This is a genomic window from Streptomyces sp. NPDC056452 (assembly GCF_042796085.1).
Lineage (GTDB): Bacteria > Actinomycetota > Actinomycetes > Streptomycetales > Streptomycetaceae > Streptomyces.
Window position 1 is genome coordinate 1 of record NZ_JBHTRI010000033.1, and the last position, 16,297, is coordinate 16,297.

General features: G+C 69.1%; 11 protein-coding genes. 2 read left to right on the top strand and 9 right to left on the bottom strand.

Annotated features, from left to right (window positions below):
• Positions 1 to 53: 53 nt before the first annotated feature.
• The 8 genes from ACFQ6X_RS27835 to ACFQ6X_RS27870 form a co-directional block, all read right to left on the bottom strand.
• A complete protein-coding gene (locus ACFQ6X_RS27835; protein ID WP_383185307.1) occupies positions 54 to 1,256 on the bottom strand; it encodes an oxygenase MpaB family protein in 1,203 nt (400 codons plus the stop codon).
• A 274-nt stretch (positions 1,257 to 1,530) separates the two neighbouring features.
• Entirely contained in the window at positions 1,531 to 3,522 is a 1,992-nt protein-coding gene (locus tag ACFQ6X_RS27840) for an acetoacetate--CoA ligase (RefSeq protein ID WP_383185309.1), read from the bottom strand.
• 47 nt (positions 3,523 to 3,569) lie between these two features.
• On the bottom strand, positions 3,570 to 4,154 hold the full coding sequence (locus ACFQ6X_RS27845) for an RBBP9/YdeN family alpha/beta hydrolase (RefSeq protein ID WP_383185311.1): 585 nt from the start codon (positions 4,152 to 4,154) through the stop codon (positions 3,570 to 3,572).
• Positions 4,151 to 5,485 (bottom strand): MFS transporter, encoded by a 1,335-nt coding sequence (locus ACFQ6X_RS27850; RefSeq protein WP_383185312.1) that lies wholly within the window; start codon positions 5,483 to 5,485, stop codon positions 4,151 to 4,153. Before ACFQ6X_RS27850 ends, ACFQ6X_RS27845 begins: the two co-directional genes overlap by 4 nt.
• 29 nt (positions 5,486 to 5,514) lie before the next feature.
• Entirely contained in the window at positions 5,515 to 6,432 is a 918-nt protein-coding gene (locus ACFQ6X_RS27855) for a TauD/TfdA dioxygenase family protein (RefSeq protein ID WP_383185314.1), read from the bottom strand.
• A gap of 66 nt (positions 6,433 to 6,498) precedes the next feature.
• On the bottom strand, positions 6,499 to 7,470 hold the full coding sequence (locus ACFQ6X_RS27860; protein WP_383185316.1) for a quinone oxidoreductase family protein: 972 nt from the start codon (positions 7,468 to 7,470) through the stop codon (positions 6,499 to 6,501).
• Positions 7,471 to 7,557: 87 nt separating this feature from the next.
• Positions 7,558 to 8,616, bottom strand: a complete 1,059-nt coding sequence (locus ACFQ6X_RS27865) for a 3-keto-5-aminohexanoate cleavage protein (RefSeq protein ID WP_383185317.1) — start codon at positions 8,614 to 8,616, stop codon at positions 7,558 to 7,560.
• Positions 8,617 to 8,953: 337 nt separating this feature from the next.
• A complete protein-coding gene (locus ACFQ6X_RS27870) occupies positions 8,954 to 9,976 on the bottom strand; it encodes an AraC family transcriptional regulator (RefSeq protein ID WP_383185319.1) in 1,023 nt (340 codons plus the stop codon).
• Between the two features lie 176 nt (positions 9,977 to 10,152).
• On the opposite strand from ACFQ6X_RS27870, the gene ACFQ6X_RS27875 reads away from it, so the two are divergent.
• Positions 10,153 to 11,181: a TauD/TfdA family dioxygenase gene (locus ACFQ6X_RS27875; RefSeq protein ID WP_383185321.1), complete on the top strand. Its 1,029-nt coding sequence runs from the start codon at positions 10,153 to 10,155 to the stop codon at positions 11,179 to 11,181.
• A 48-nt stretch (positions 11,182 to 11,229) separates the two neighbouring features.
• Positions 11,230 to 12,717, top strand: a complete 1,488-nt coding sequence (locus ACFQ6X_RS27880; RefSeq protein ID WP_383185323.1) for a long-chain fatty acid--CoA ligase — start codon at positions 11,230 to 11,232, stop codon at positions 12,715 to 12,717.
• Between the two features lie 80 nt (positions 12,718 to 12,797).
• On the opposite strand, the gene ACFQ6X_RS27885 is transcribed toward ACFQ6X_RS27880, so the two are convergent.
• A complete protein-coding gene (locus ACFQ6X_RS27885; protein ID WP_383185325.1) occupies positions 12,798 to 16,187 on the bottom strand; it encodes a S8 family serine peptidase in 3,390 nt (1,129 codons plus the stop codon).
• Positions 16,188 to 16,297: the final 110 nt, after the last annotated feature.

Sequence of the window (16,297 nt, forward strand, 5' to 3'; positions counted from 1 at the left end):
GCCCCTCGGCTCGACGGCCGAGGGGCGGGCACCTGTGGGTTCGGACCGGCACCTCAGCCGGTCGGCCTGTTCCCGGTCGGGATCGTGATCGGGGTGGTGGTCCCGGAGCTGCCCTTGTTGAGGAACAGCATCGCTACGCCGCGAAGGAACTGGTCGAACATGTAGAAGGCGCCGGGCGCGACGGGCGACAGCCCCTCGCGGAAGAGGATGAAGGCCGGCCACACCGTGCGGATCAGAGCCGCTGCCGCGTAGTCGCGCGGCAGCCCCAGCCAGTCGCCGACCTCGTTGCTGAGGGCGTAGCGCACGAACTCGTTCAGGAACCCGCGTGTGACACCGAGATCGATCTCCGCGGTCAGACCGAGCAGCACCTCGGCCAGGTCGAGGCCCTCGGGCGTCGGGGCGAGGATCGGCGTGAGCACCTGTGCCGACTGGGCCTCCGCGGCCGCCCAGGTCTTCGGAATGAACTCGTCCGGCACGCCGAGCAGATGAATGGCGACCTGCCACGAGTGCAGGAACGCTTCCTGGTCCGCCGCCGACATCGGGATCCTCCAGTCGAGCATCTTCCGGCGGACGAAGGTTCCCAGGCTGTGGAAGGTGACCAGGATGTCGGCGGCACTGATCGGGATGGCCTGGTCGGCGCCCGCCTTCCAGTGCGGCGACTGCGGCAGCAGGTGACGTACCGCGCCGTGCACCAGTCGCGTCTTGTTGGCGGTGACGACGAACTGCCCCGTCGGCTTGAAGGCGTCCAGCTGGGCCAGGTCGTAGCCGAACGTGAACGTCTTGGCCGCGCGGTCCTTCATGTCGGCGCCGCCCACGGACCAGTAGACGCTTCTGGCCTCCCGCGGGATCACGGTGCTCATGATCCCGCTGCCGAGGCCGTACAGCATGAACAGGTAGGTGTCCTTGCGCCGGTTGAAGTCGGCGGCGCGGGCCAGCTTGACGGGGTCGGCCCAGGACGGCAGCTTGTTGGCCGCCTCAAGATGCGCCCTGAGTTCGGCCGGCAGACCGCCGGGCAGCGCGTCACCGTTGTCCACCCACCCCGCCATCGCGGTGTTGACCGACGGAACCTGGCCGTTCGTGAGCAGCGAAACCATCAGAGGATCCACCGCACTGTCCCAGACGTACTCCGGGTCGACGCCCGTGCCGGTTCCGGCCACCGAGTCCGTCGACGCCCATGCCTTGGCGGGGGCTGCCACGCCCACGAGGCCGAGTGCGACACCGAGGGACAGGAATCGTCGCCTGTCGGGATTGTGCATTAACTTACCCACTTCCCTGCTCGACCAGTTGGCGCTACATGTCCTCTCTCCATTGCCAGTTGCGTCACGACCACGTTTCCGATCATGCTGAGCAATGTGATTATCAATTAACATAGCGAGGTGCACTGTCGTCGGCAATGGCCGTGACAGAGGCTGTGCACGACCATCCGGGCACGGGCAACGCAACTCACCACGGGGGGACTTCGGCTCCGCAGCGATCCCGGCAGGCCCGGCGTGGTCCGCCGGCCGCACCCGTGGCGCCCCTCGGACTTCTTCAGCCGCGGGTCGGGAGCAGGGCCGCGAAGTCCTCGAACCAGGCAAGCATCTCCGGGTGGGTGACCGCGCCCTCGGCGGTCACCTCGGCGGCACGGACCCCCTGGAGGATCCGCTTCACGGGGACCTCCAGCTTCTTACCGGTCAGGGTGCGGGGGACGGCGGCTATCGGAACGATGGCATCCGGAACGTGCCGGGGCGAGAGCTTGTCCTTGATGGATGCCGCGATCGCCGTCCGGAGGGTTTCGTCGAAGGATTCCCCTTCGGCCATGACGACGAAGAGCGGCATGAAGTAGCGGCCGTCCGGCAGTTCGGCACCGATGACCAGGCTGTCCGCGATCTGGGGAAGCTTCTCGACGACGGAGTGGATGTCGGCGGAACCCATCCGCACGCCCATGCGGTTGAGCGTTGAATCCGAGCGTCCCGCCACGACGACCGACAGGTCGGCGTAGATCGTGGCCCAGTCGCCGTGCCGCCACACCTGGGGGTAGACATCGAAGTAGCTCGCCAGATAGCGCAGGTTCTCCGGATCGTCGACGAAGCGCAACGGCATCGAGGGCATGGGAGCGGTGACCACCAGTTCGCCCTGCTCGCCGACGAGCGGCTGTCCGGAAGCGTCCCAGGCGGCAAGGGCGACGCCGAGCGCGGCGCACTGGATCCGGCCGGCCCGCACCGGGAGGAGGGGGGAGCCGCCGGCGAGGACCGAGCAGACATCCGTTCCTCCGCAGATCGACTGCAGCCACACGTCCGGGGCCAGACGGTCGTACACCCAGTGCCATGTGGTGCCGGGTAGCGATGAACCGGTCTGCAGGATCGACCGCAGGGCGCTCAGATCGGTCTCGGCCGCCGGGTGCGCATCCGCCTTCTCCGCGGCGACCAGGTAGGCCGCTCCCACGCCGACCATCGTCGCCCGGGTCTGTTCTGCGATCTTCCACACGGCGTTGACGTCGGGGTACGTGGGGCTGCCGTCGTACAGGACGATCGTGGCGCCGTGCAGCAGGCCGCCGACCATGAAGTTCCACACCATCCAGCTGGTGGACGTCTGGAAGAAGTAGCGGTCGTCGCTCCGCAGATCGACGCCGAGGCCCAGGGCCTTGAGCAGTTCGACGACGATGCCGCCGTGGCCCTGCACAATGCCCTTCGGTACGCCCGTGGTGCCGGATGACCACAGGATCCACAGCGGGTGGTCGAAGGGGACATCGGCGAAACTGAGTTCCGCCCGACGGGCGAGCAGCGTGGACCACTCGTGCTGCACCACCTCGGGCCGCCGGCACCATGGCGTCGAAGCGGTGGACGGGTGGAGGTGGTCGACCGCGATCAGATGCCTGACCGTGGGCAGCCCGTCCACGATCTCGGCGGCCGCCGTGCGCCGGTCGAAGTCCTTGCCCCCGTAGGAGTAGCCATCGGCGGCCACCAGCACCGTGGGCTGCGCCTGCCGCAACCGGGCGAGCACGCTGGGCGTGCCGAAGTCCGGCGAGCACACCGTCCACACCGCCCCGACAGCGGCACTGGCCAGCAGTGCGACCACGGCGTGCGAGGTGTTCGGGAGGTAACCGGCGACGCGGTCACCAGGACCCACACCCATCTCTCGCAAGGATGCGGCGACAGCGGCGACGTCGCGGCGGAGCCGGCGCCACGACGTCTCCACGGGAACACCGCCCTCGGAGACGCTGATCAGGGCCGGGCGTTCGTCGGTGGCACGGGAGAGGCACCGTTCGGCGAAGTTGATCCGTGCGCCCGTGAACCAGGTGGCCCCGGGCATCGACGTGTCGGCCAGCACCTCGTCGTACCCGCTGACGGCATCGAGGCCGTAGAACTCCCATATCGCGGACCAGAAGGCGGGCGTGTCGGTGGTGCTCCAGCGCCACAGCTCCGGATAGCCGGAGAAGTTCAGTCCCCTCGTCTCGCTCAGCCAGAGCATGAAGCCGGCCGTGTTGGAGCTCTCGGCAGTGGTGCGGCTCGGGGACCACAGAAGGTCGGTATCGGTGCTCATCAGCGCCTCCGGGGGCGGGGTCGTGCGGGTGGGGAGAGGTGCGCGGGTCAGGTGGACCGGTCGGACGGGGTCCGGCCGAGCTCGCGGACGAACTCCTCCGCCCGGGGCCATGCGCCGTAGCCGGAGGCGGGGTTGAGATGCCCGACCGGGCCGAGGTCGACGAGGCTGCTGCCCCACGCCCGGGCCAGGCCGGCGACGCGACCGGCATCGGCCAGGGGATCGTTCGTGCTTGCCGCGACGATGCTGCGGAAGGGCAGGGCTGTCCGCGGCACGGGTGTCCAGCCGTTGTCGCGCAGGGCCTCCGCGGTGGGATAGCCCTCCGGGAGCCTGGTCTCGAAGTCGGGCGGTGTCGCGAGCAGCGCCCCCCGGACGGGACGCCTGTGTCGTTGCGCCCAGTGCACGGTGGTCATCACCCCGGCGCTGTGCGCGACGAGTACGACAGGGCCGGAGATCTCCGACAGCACCTCGTCCAGTGCGGCGACCTGGGCGTCGCGGCTCAGCCTGTCCTTCTCCAGCGGGGGTACGGTCCGGGCGTCGGCGATCCTGTGGGCGAGGACGGTCTGCCAGTGCTCCGGCACATGATCGCGCAGCCCCGGGACGATCACGACCGTCGGCTCTGCGGTGGGCCTCATGACTGCGACTCCGCTGTCTTGGGCGCCGGGTCGGGCAGCAGCCCCAGGCGGCGCAGATCCCTTTCGTAGGAGAACATTCCGATCGTGAAGACCACGCTGGTCACGAGGGCCACGAGCGGGATCACCCGCAGCGCGCCGAGCAGGCCCAGGCTGTCCGCGAGCATGCCCGTCACCGCCGGCCCGGGGGCGAGACCGAGCAGGCTGTTGGCCAGGGTGAGGGTGGCGAAGGCCGTCGCCGCGATGGCGGCGGGGGTCAGATTGGCGACCATCGCGGCCGCCGGTCCGGCGGTGCCCGCGGCCACGAGGGTCCCGGCCCCGATCAGCACGAGTTGCGGCGAACCGGTCGGCAGATGGAATCCCGCCATCAGCAGCACGAGCGACCCGAGGCTGCACGCAATCGCGACGACCCACTTCCGGGCCGCGGCCTTCCGGCTCAGGCGGTCCGCGACGATCCCGCCGAGGACCATGCCGCTGCCACCGACCAGCGCGAAGACGCCGGCTCCGAGGCCCGCCTCACCAGGAGTCATGTCGTAGTACCGGTTGAGGAAGCTGGGCATCCAGGCGAGCAGGGCCATCGCGATGAACATCTGCAGCCCGCTGCCGATGTACGCGCAGACCACCGAGACCGACGAGAACAGCCGCGGCAACTGGACCCGGATGGGCCCACGTTCGCCGGCCGTCGGCTTGTTTCGGCTCGTCGAGGCCGAACCGAGCCTCTTCTCCGTGATCACGAGACCGTAGACGGCGGCCAGCGCGAGCCCGAAGAATCCCATCGCGCCGAAGGCCCAGCGCCAGCCGAACTCCTGGGCGATGGCACCGCCGATCGACACGCCCAGCACGGATCCGAACGACCCTCCCGCGATGAAGGCCCCGGAGAGCGTGGCCCGTACGCCGATGGGGAACACGCTCAGGACGACCGCGATGCCCACACTCCCGTAGGCCGCCTCCCCGACTCCGACCATGAACCTGCCCAGGAGCATCTGGCCGTAGCTCGCGGCTACGGCGCAGCCCAGCGTGGCAAGGCTCCACGCCGTCGCCGAGAGGACGAGGATCCTGACCCGGCCCCACCGGTCCGCCAGCAACGACAGGGGGAAGGTGAGCACACCGACCATCAGGGCCACGACGCCGCTGAGCGTGCCCAACTCGGCGTCGGAGACCAGCCATTCCGCTTTCAGCAGGGGAAAGACGGCGTTGAGGACCTGTCGCGACATGTAGTCGGACAACAGCAGCCCGAAACTCAGGGCGAACACCAGCCAGGCATAGCCACGGGACACGGCCGGAGTGGCGGGAAGCGTGTCCGGCACCTGGGTGCCGGCGGTGTGAAGTCTCATGGGCGTCACCTTTCGTCTCCGGTCGGGGCTCAGAACGTGGCGTCGCCGACGATCCCGGCGCGCTCCATCTTTCGGACGGCGGGCCAGTAGTCCTGGACGGCGTAGTGCTGGGTGGAGCGGTTGTCCCAGATGGCGACGCTGTTCCTCTGCCAGCGCCAGCGCACCTGGTATTCGGGGACGGCCGCCTGGCTGATCAGATAGTTCAGAAGGTTGGCGGCGCCGGGCGCGTAGTCCTGGCCGAAGCGCACGTTCTCCGGTGTGTGGTAGTTGACGAAGTGCGTGGTGAAGGCGTTGACGAAGAGGATCTCCTCGCCTGTCTCCGGATGGGTGCGCACCACCGGGTGCTCGGGGTCCGGGAAGCGGGCCTTCAGTTCACGGCGTCGCTCCGCCGGCATCACGGCGCCGAAGGTCGCCTCGATGCTGTGCCGCGCGCGCAGGTCCGCGATCTGGGCCTTGATGTGCTCGGGCAGCCTGCGGTGGGCCTCCGCCATGTCGACCCAGATCGTGTCACCACCCACCTCCGGCGTCTCCACGCAGCGCAGTACGGCACCCATGGGCGGGGCCGCGCGCCAGGTCGCGTCGCAGTGCAGGGCGTTCTCGTAGTGCTCGGCCTTGCTGTCCAGGTCCTTGTAGATACGGACCAGGCCCGGGTGTTCGGGGTCGCTGCCGGCCACCGGGTGGTCCTCCAGCGGTCCGAAGCGCGCCGCGAAGGCGACGTGTTCGGCGCGGGTGATGTCCTGGTCGCGCAGGAAGAGGACCTTGTACCGCAGCAGCAGTTCCTTGATCTGTGTGAACAGGTCGTCGTCGCGCGAGGCGTCGCCGAGGTTCACGCCGAAGAGTTCGGCTCCGATGGTGCAGGTCAGAGGCTCGACCCTGATCGGGGCACGGCGGCTGCCGGTGCGCACCGGAGCCGGTGCGCCTTCCCTCGGGCGAATGGTCTGGGGCATCGTGCTCTCTCCTGGTTGTCGTGGGATCGGTGCCGTGGGTTGCGCGATGTGCTCGTTGCGGCGTACTCAGACGACGAAGACGGAGGATCCCGTGGTGCGCCCTCCTTCGAGATCCCGGTGGGCCTGCGCCGCGTCGGGAAGGGCGTAACGCTGGTTGGTCTCGACCTTGATGCGGCCGGACGCGACGTGTCCGAACAGCTCACCGGCCAGTGCGGCGCGCTCCGCCGGTTCGGCGATGTAGTCGGCCAGGGCCGGCCGGGTCACGAACAGCGAGCCGTGGATCGCCAGTTGCATGGCATCGAGCGGTGGCACCCCGGAGGCCGTGCCGAAGCACACCAGCAGGCCGCGGCGTTGCAGCGAGGCCATGGATCCGGCGACGGTGTCCTTGCCGACGCTGTCGAAGACGACCGGGACTCCCTTGCCGTCCGTCAGCTCGCGCACCCGCTCGGCCACGTTCTCCCGCCTGTAGTAGACGATGTGGTCGCAGCCGTGGGCGCGGGCGATCTCGGCCTTCTCCTCGCTGGAGACCGTCCCGATGACGGTGATGCCGAGCAGCTTCGCCCACTGGGAGAGGATCAGGCCGACGCCGCCGGCCGCCGCATGGAGCAGTACGGTGTCGCCTGACTTCAGCGGGTGGATGCGCCGCAGCAGATAGGCGGAGGTGAGGCCGCGCATGGTCATGGCCGCCGCGGTCTCGCAGCTGATCCCGTCCGGCAGTCCGATCAGTGAGTCCGCGGGCATGACCCGCTCCGTGCTGTAGGCGCCCAGGGGGCTGCCGGTGTACGTCACCCGGTCGCCCGCGGCGACATCGGTGACGCCCTCGCCGACGGCCTCGATCACACCCGATGCCTCCACACCGAGGCCGGCGGGCAGCGGAGACGGGTACAGGCCGGTGCGGAAGTAGGTGTCGGCGAAGTTGAGTCCGACGGCGACGTGGCGGATCCGTACCTCGCCCGGGCCGGGATCACCGGCTGTGACCTCTTCCCACTTCATGACGTCGGGGCCACCGGTTTCATGGAAGCGAATGGCGTGTGCCATGACGTGCTCCGTTTACTCGTGTGCAGTCTGGGTGGGGTGGTGCGGGGCGGCGGCAGGGTCCTCCGGCCGCCGCCCGCGGGAGCCGGGTCAGCTCGTCACGTCGCGCAGCATGGAGCCGCGCTGTCCGGGGCGGCGGTTGGGCACCATGCCGAGCCGGGCGAGGGTCTCGTCGGCGTCCGCGTACCATTCGCCGATCCGGTAGATCCGCTTGGCGTCCTGCCCGGTGGCGACGTCACGGCCCAGCGCGTCGGCGATCCGGACCATCTGCTCGACCTGCTCGACGGACGACATCCGCTCGCCCTTGCGCTGCCACAGGTTGTCCTCGTTGCCCACCCGCACGTGCGCACCCAGAGCGATGCCGACCGCGCCCATGGGCGCCACCGCGCGCATGGAGGCCTCGATGGTGAGCACGGCGCCGTCCGGGACGCGGCGGATGAACTCGACCAGGTCGGCGGGGTGCCGGCCGGCGAATCCGCCGCCGATGGCGACGTAGTTCAGGACGAGGGGTCCGCTGTAGGCGCCCTTGCGGATCAGTCGCTCCACGGTCTCCAGCTGCGCCATGTTGGCGAGCTGGAAGTGCGGCTGGACGTCCTTGGCCCGGAGCCTCTCGAGATGTTCGAGGTAGAAGTCCGGCCCGGCCTCGACCACCATGTCCCGGTAGGCCTTGTAGTACCCCGGCTTGGCGATCGAGGTGCCTTCGATGTCCTCGTCGTCGAAGAGCTCGACGATGTTCATCTGGTTGGTGTTGATCGCGATCGTCACCTGGTCGGGCCGCGGGGTGATCTCGGCCAGCATGTGGCGGGTGTCGTAGCTGAGCCACTTGGCGTCGCCGCCCTCGTCCTCGGGGGCGAAGGATATGGATCCCCCGATCTGCAGGACCATGTCCGGCACGGCCTCGCGCAGCCGGGCCATCAGCTCGTTGAACATGGAGATGCGCTTGGAGCCGTGGCCGTCCAGTTCGCGTACGTGGATGTGCAGCACCGTGGCGCCGGCGTTGTAGCAGTCGACGGCCGCCTGCACGTGCTCGTCCATGGTGAGCGGAAGGTCGTCGGCGTCACCGGGCAGCCACTCCGGCCCGTAGGGCGCGGCCTGGATGACCAGCTTCTCCTGGTTCTCCGGGTACAGGGAGTCGTCGAAGAAATGCATGGTCCATCTCCTTTGTGGAACGGGACTTCTGTCGGTGGGGCTCCACTCGCTGCCCGCAGCGCTGCCTGTGACGTGATGCCGGAAGGGCAGGCGAGGAACGGACGCGAGGGTGCGGAAGGGATTCCCGGGTTCGCCGGTCGCTCGGATGCGACCGGCGGGCGGTGGTGGAGGGGTCACGCGGCATCGGGCAGGGGTTCCTGCTCGTCCTCGTGGGCCGACCGTCGTCCCTTGCGGTGATCCCACGTTAAGCGCGGGTTACGGCACGCGCTTGACCGAAGGTGACAGAAGACTTATCGCTTGGGGACATGCGCAGCGGACTGCGGGCGGTTGCCTCCGGTCATTCCTCGCCCGTGCGCCGCTGCGCGGTCCCGCGGACCCGCCAGTCCCTCGGGCTGCAGCCGAACCGTTCGCGGAACCAGCGCGAGAAGGCGCTCGGTGCGGAGAATCCCAGCAGTCCGGCGATCTCCGTGAACGATCGGCGGGGGTTCGCGACGAGTTGTTCCGCGAGCTGGACGCGTGTCGCGTTGAGTACCGAGGAGAAGGTCTCGCCCGAAGCCGCCAGGTGCCGGTGCACCGTCCTCCGGTCGATGCCGAGGCTGTCCGCGACCTGCTCGATCGAACAGCGTCCGGTGGGCAGCAGGACTTCGATCAGCTCGCTCACCCGGTCCAGCACGGTGGTGTCCCTGGACACCGCGATGGACTCGAAGTACTGCCGGGCGTAGGTCCGCAGCAGCGGGTCCGACATGGGGTTGGGAGCCTTGAGTTCGCTGGCGTAGAAGACGATCCCGTTGAACTCCCGGCCGAACTCCACCACCGGGCCGAAGAGACGCCGGTGGGTGCCGAGATCCGCCGGCGCGTCGTGCGTGAAGCACACGGACAGCGGCTGCCACCGGTCACCCAGAAAGCTGCGGAGCACGCCGTGGAAGGCGCCCACGGCAAGTTCGGTCGCCTGGCGGGTGGACATGGCCTCACCCACTTCGAGACTCACTCTGAGGGTGGCGAGGCCACGCGCCTCGGAGAGCCGGCTGTGGAGCATCTCGTTGTACATGTACTCGTGGCGGACGAGGAGTTCGAGGGCACTGCGGACATCGGGCTCGTCGCGCAGGACCAGACTGATCGGGCCGAGATTGGAGAAGCGGCGCCGCTCGGCGAGGAGCAGGCCGAAGTCCGCCCGGTGTGAGGCCTCCGCGGAGAGTTCCAGCAACTGGATGACCGCCGCGCCGGGGATCCACCGGTCCTGGACCGCGAGGCCGACGGGGTCCAGGCCCACGCGCTTCATCAGGGCCCGCGGATCGATGCCGAGCGACTGGCTGACCTCGACATAGCTGTTCAGCGCTGCGTTGCGGACAAGCGGCTTCATGACGCACTCCAGGGGGCCGAGTCCCCAAGTGATAAGTGAGATGTCACGTCAAGTCAAGTAACGCGTCACTTCGTGACCTAGCGTTGCACCACCGCGGCGGAGCTCTCCGCCTGGACGCGGCGACCCGGACGGTCGGAGTTCCTTCGCTAAGGAACCAGAGAGCAAGGGAGGCCACCATGACGAGCGAGATCAGCGTGCTGCGCCGGCCCCATACCGGGCCGGCCGTGTGGAAAGGACCGGAGCAGGCCGCCTCGGGGGATGACGTCCTACGGCTCTCACCTGCGCAGATCGCCGAACTCGACGCGGCCCTGCAGGCAGTGCACGAGCGGAGCATTCCGCTGCTGAAGGTCACCTCCGGTGATTTTCCGCTGCCCACGTTGGCCGGCGAGCTGGAGCACATCGCCGACGTACTGAAGAACGGCCGGGGCTTCGTACGTGTGAAAGGCGTTCCGGTCGAGCGGTACGGCCAGGCCGCGGCGAGCACCGTCTTCTGGGGAATGGGCCGCCATCTGGGTACGCCGGTCTCCCAGAACGCGTCGGGTCACATGCTCGGCCATGCCCGGGACACCGGCCGCAGCCTCACCGACCCGGCGACACGCGGATATCAGACCCGCGAGCGACTGCCGTTTCACAGCGACGGTTCCGATGTCCTCGGACTGCTGTGCCTGCGAGCGGCCCGCTCCGGCGCGCGGAACGCCCTCGTCAGCTCGGCAGCGGTCCACAACGCCGTCCTGGAACGACGGCCGGATCTGGTCGAACGGCTGTACCGCACCCACTTCTTCGACCGTCGGGAGGAGCAGGGCCCCGGTGACCTCCCGTACGCGGCGCTCCCGCTCGCTTCCTGGAGCCGGAGCGGGCTCAGCATGCGCTACAACCGCTGCTACCTCGAATCCGCACAGCGCTTTCCTGACGTTCCCCGCCTCGACCCGGCGGACAGGGAGCTGTTCGACCTCCTCGATGCACTCGCGGAGTCCCCGGAGTTCCGGCTCGATGTCGGCTTCGAGGCCGGCGACCTGCTGTTCGTGAACAACCACACGGTTCTTCATTCCCGCACGGGCTACGAGGACTTCGCCGAGCCAGGAATGCGGCGCCACGTCCTACGGCTGTGGCTTGCCCTGGGGCGGGGACGCGGCGGGGTTTCCCCTCGCGACGTCGTCGCGACACAGAATTCCGCACGTCTCCGCGGCTTCCGTCCCTGCCGGTGACCGTCACCACGTGCGCCCCACCGACCCAGTCCGAACAGGAGAGACCTCATGGACAACCTCGCCTCACTCCTGGTGAAGTCCGCCCGGTCGGGCGGCGACCGCGTCGCAGTCCGCCAGGACGACATCGCCCTCACCTACGCCCGACTCGACGACGCGAGCGCCAGGTTCGCCACACTGCTGCGGAACAGAGGGGTACAGCCGGGCGATCGCGTCGCACTGGTCATGCCCAACATCTGCTGTTTTCCCGTGGCGTACTACGGCATCCTCCGCTGCGGTGGCGTGGTCGTGCCGATGAACCCGCTGTTGAAGTCCCGTGAAGTCGCCTTCGCTCTCAGGGATTCCGGATCCCGGATCGTGGTGAGCGCGCCTCATTCCGCGCAGGAGGTGGCGACGGCCGCGGCAGAAGTCGACATCGACTGCCTGGTCACCGACACGGCGACGTTCGACACGTTGGTCCAGGACTCCGAGCCGATGCAGCGGGTCGCCGACCGGGCGGCGGACGACACCGCCGTGATCCTCTACACGTCGGGCACGACGGGAACCCCCAAGGGGGCCGAGCTGACCCACCGCAACCTGATGACCAACGCGGCCACCACGGCCGGGACCCTGCTCCACGTCGGTCCGGCCGACGTGCTGTTCGGGGGCCTGCCACTGTTCCACGCCTTCGGGCAGACCTGTGCCCTCAACACCGCCGTCGCCGCCGGCGCCACGCTGACCTTGATGCCGCGGTTCGATCCGGCCGGGGCGCTGGAGATCATGCGGCGGGACGGGGCCACGATCTTCCTGGGTGTCCCCACGATGTACTCGGCGTTGCTCAACTACAGGGTTTCCGGCGGGCACGCGCTCCCACGCCTGCGTCTGGCCGTTTCCGGCGGTGCTTCCCTGCCGGTCGAGGTACTGCACAACTTCGAACGGGAATTCGGCGTCACGGTGCTGGAGGGCTACGGCCTCTCGGAGACGTCGCCGGTCGCCTCGTTCAATCCTCCGGACCGGCCCCGCAAGGCCGGCTCGATCGGTGTCCCGGTCCACGGCGTCGAACTCAGGCTCATGGCCGACGACGGCACTCCGGTGGGCCCGGGCGAGGTGGGCGAGATCGCGATCCGCGGCGACAACGTGATGAGGCGCTACTGGAACCGTCCGGACGAGACCGCGGAAGCTGTCCGGGACGGGTGGTTCCACAGCGGGGATCTCGCTCGGGTCGACGACGACGGCTACTACTTCATCGTCGACCGGAAGAAGGACCTCATCATCCGTGGCGGATACAACGTCTATCCGCGCGAGATCGAGGAGGTCCTCTACGAGCACCCGGCCGTCGCGGAGGCCGCGGTCGTCGGCGTGCCGCACGCGATCCACGGCGAGGAGATTGCCGCCGTCGTCACTCTGCGGGACGGTTCCCGGATCACTGCCGACGAGATTCGCGACCACGTCAGAGCACGGGTGGCTGCCTACAAGTACCCGCGGATCGTCACCTTCGCCGACGCGCTCCCGAAGGGAGCGACGGGCAAGATCCTCAAGCGGGAGATCGTCGTGGAGTAGAGGGCGCCACGGCCCCGAAATCGTGCTGCTGTACGGCCGGGCGGTCCCCCGTTGCGGGAGACCGCCCGGCCGGACCGTGGTTACCGCACGTCGTAGGCGCGGGTGACGGTCTGCGTGACCGCGTTGCTGTGGGAGTCGGTGAGGCCGACCCTCAGCATGACCTGCTTGCCGGCGGCACCGGTGTGGTCGAGGACCGCCGACCACTTGCCGTGCCGCTGCGTGGTCGGCGCCTTCGTCCAGGTGGCGCCGCCGTCGTAGGAGTAGGACAGGGAGGCTGCCTCGATCGTCCCCGGGGTGTATCCGGCGTGCCCCTCGGCCGACAGGCCGACCTTGATGCCGCTGACCGCGGGCAGTGTGTTCGTACCGTCCGTCGGCAGGTCGTACGCCGGGAAGAGGATCGGCAGGCCGCGGGAGTAGACGTCCGACTCCAGGTGGGAGCGGAAGCTCCAGGTGGTGGTGACCGCGGTGGAGCGCAGCCAGTTCCGGTCCGAGGTGGGAATCTTCTCCAGATTCTGGGTGAGCTCGTACGCGGAGTCCTCGGCCGGCACCCTGAAGGCGTCGTACGGATAGGCGCTGGTGGCGATCTGCTCACCGTTGCGCTTCAGCACCAGGTTGCCGAGGTCGCCGAACGATCCGCCGTAGGACCAGTGGTCACCGGAGGCGTCGAGCCAGAGCGCGCTCTGGAAGCCGATGAGTTCGCCCTGCCGCTCGGCCGCCAGTGCCGGCTTTCCCGCGCTGTCGCGCGCCGCCGCGGGCCGCAGGAGTCCCCCGTACCACTCCTCGGTACGCCGGTCTCCGGGCCGGTAGGTGCGGTCCTGGTCTCCCATGAACGCGGCGAACGGGAAGCTGGTCATCGCGCCGTGCAGCCAGGCGTCGTCGCCGGTCGAGTAGTAGGCGGTACGGGTGCCCGGCACGTGGACGGTGCCGAACGGGCTGACCGGAACACTGGTGTTGCGGTTCCAGGACGGAACGAGGAACAGGGCGTCGATGTAGTCGGCCTCCTTCCCGAGGGCATTCCACTTCTCCGTGACCTGGGCCAGCCTGTGGTCCCGGAGCTGGTAGGTCCGGTCGGAGCGCAGCGGACCCTGGGTCGGGAACGAGAGGTTGTAGACGTAGGACGAACCACCCTGCGAACCGGTCGTACGCCAGGTCGGCCGGAACTCGAAGTAGCCCTTCTCGGCGCGCCCGTCGACGGAGGCGTAGAACTTCTGCACGGTGCTGCCGGCCATGAGTGAGCCGCTCAGCTGCCAGGTGTCGTCCCAGGTGCGGCCGTAGCTGAACGTGGTGCTGCTCACCGTCGAGGGGCGGTCGGTGCGCACGCTCAGCCGGTTGGCCTTGCGAGCGTCGAGAACGATGGTGGTGTCCCGGGTGACCCGAAGCTGCGGGCGCCCGAGGTAGCCGATGGATTCGGCTGCGTTGTCCGCGCCGTAGGTGGCCGTGAACGCGGAGAGGGAGTAGTCGCCCGGACGCACGCTGAACCTCTGCTCGGCCGCTCCCTTGTTGATGCGGCGCTCGCCCGTGTCGGTGTCGAGACTGACCAGGTCCAGAGAGGAAGAGCCGTCCGCGGGCTTGCCGTTGCGGTCGATGACCTTGACCCGGAGGATGGCTGTTTCCGGCTGGACATGGAGGGTGACGGGCACGGAGACGTGCGTGGTGCCGCCGGAGGCCATGATCCTGCCCGTCACGGCACCGTACTGGGCTGCCTCGAGGCGGGCGGCGGGGTCGATCCGGACCGGCACCTGGACCGCGGCCCCCGCGGGAACGGTCACCTTGCCCTGCTCCAGCCTGATGACATCGGAGTCGACGTCGCTGCCGTCGTTGCCGTGCACACCACTGACCTTGAGACGCAGGTCGAGGTCGTCGGCGCCGGTGTTGGTGAAGGGCACCTGCACGGTGGTGCGGTCCGAGGCGTCCTGCGGCCAGTTGTAGTCACCGCCCTGGACCGCGGGCGCGGAGAGCACCTTCTGATGCACGGCTGCGGACACGTCGAGCACGCCCGCCCCGGTCTGGTCGGCTCCGGCCACCTTTCCGCCGGTGCGGGCGGACGAGACCAGGGAGGCCTTGATCTGCTGCGCGGTCCAGTCCGGGTGGGCCTGGCGAACGATGGCCGCTGCGCCCGCGACGTGCGGGGTCGCCATGGAGGTGCCCGACATCTCCCGGTAGGCGTAGACGCCGCGGCCACCGGCCGCGGCGGCCGAGATGGCGACGCCGGGGGCGGCGATCTCGGGCTTGAGGGTGTGGGTGACGGCCACCGGACCGCGGCTGGAGAACCACGCGGTGGTGTCGTCGCGGTCGACAGCGCCGACGGTCAGCACGCCGGGCGCACAGCCGGGCGAGGAGACGGTCTCGACGGCCGATCCGGCGTTGCCGGCGGCGACGACGAACAGGGTGCGGGTGCTCTGCGACAGTTGCTTCGCGGCTTCGGCCAGTGGATCGGAGCAGTCGCCGATCACCGGGCTGCCGAGGCTCATGGACACGACATCGGCCTTCTGGTCGACGGCCCACTGCATACCCGCGATGAGCCAGGAACTCGCCCCGGAGCCCCAGTCGTTGAGGACCTTCCCGATGAGCAGGGACGTACCTGGGGCAACGCCCTTCCTGCTGCCGTCGCCAGCCGCTCCGGAGCCGCCGACCGTGGAGGCGGTGTGGGTGCCGTGGCCCTGCCGGTCGTCGGTGCTGCTGGAGTCCGTGAAGTTCTCCGACGCGGCGATCCGGTCCTTCAGGTCCGGGTGCTCGGCGTCCACACCCGTGTCCAGTACGGCGACCTTGGTGCCCTTGCCGTCGTAGCCGGCCGCCCAGGCCTCCGGGGCGTGCACCTGCTTGGTGGAGCGGTCCAGCGTGGCCTCGACCCTGCCGTCCAGCCACAGCTTCTTCAGCGTGGAGGTGGATCGCGAGCGGGCGTCGGTGACGTCCTGCCAGAAGGTGGTGACGGTGTCCTTCCGGGCCTTGAGGGCGACGCCGTTGACCGCGGGGAGGCTCAGGCCCCGCTCGGCCCCGCGAGGGGCGGCCTGCGCGCTGCCGGCGACGTCCGCACCCTTCTCGTAGGTGGCGATCAGCGGCAGCGTGTCGGAGTCCGCGTCGTCGTATCCCTGGCGGATGAGCCCGGTGACGTTGAACAACTGCTCGTCGACCTTGCCTTCGGCGATCGCCCGGGAAGCGTGCTCCGGGTAGACGTAGAGGTCCTTGCCCATCTGATGGGTCTGTACGAGCGGCTGCGTGCCGTCCTCGCGGGGCAGCACCGCAGCCGAACTGCGGCCCGACGGGTCCGTGGTCACCAGGACCTTGTCGCCGGTGACGAGCGTGACGGTGGTCTGCTTGCCGCCCGTCGCCGGTGCCTCGCTGCCGATGACGGGTCTCTTCCCCGAGGCGCCTCCGGACGGCGTATCCGCCGCTCCCGAAGGCGTGACCGCGGTGACTGCCAGGACGGCGGCGGTCGCCGCACCCAAGGCCATGCGCGATATGGGATGCATGAGTCTCCCTCGTTGACGCCGTGAACATGCCAGGTAGCGGCTGAATCCTGGCAGACACGCGGATCACCCAGGGGCGTCGGAACGTGGCGGATATCCCACTTGGCGGTGTT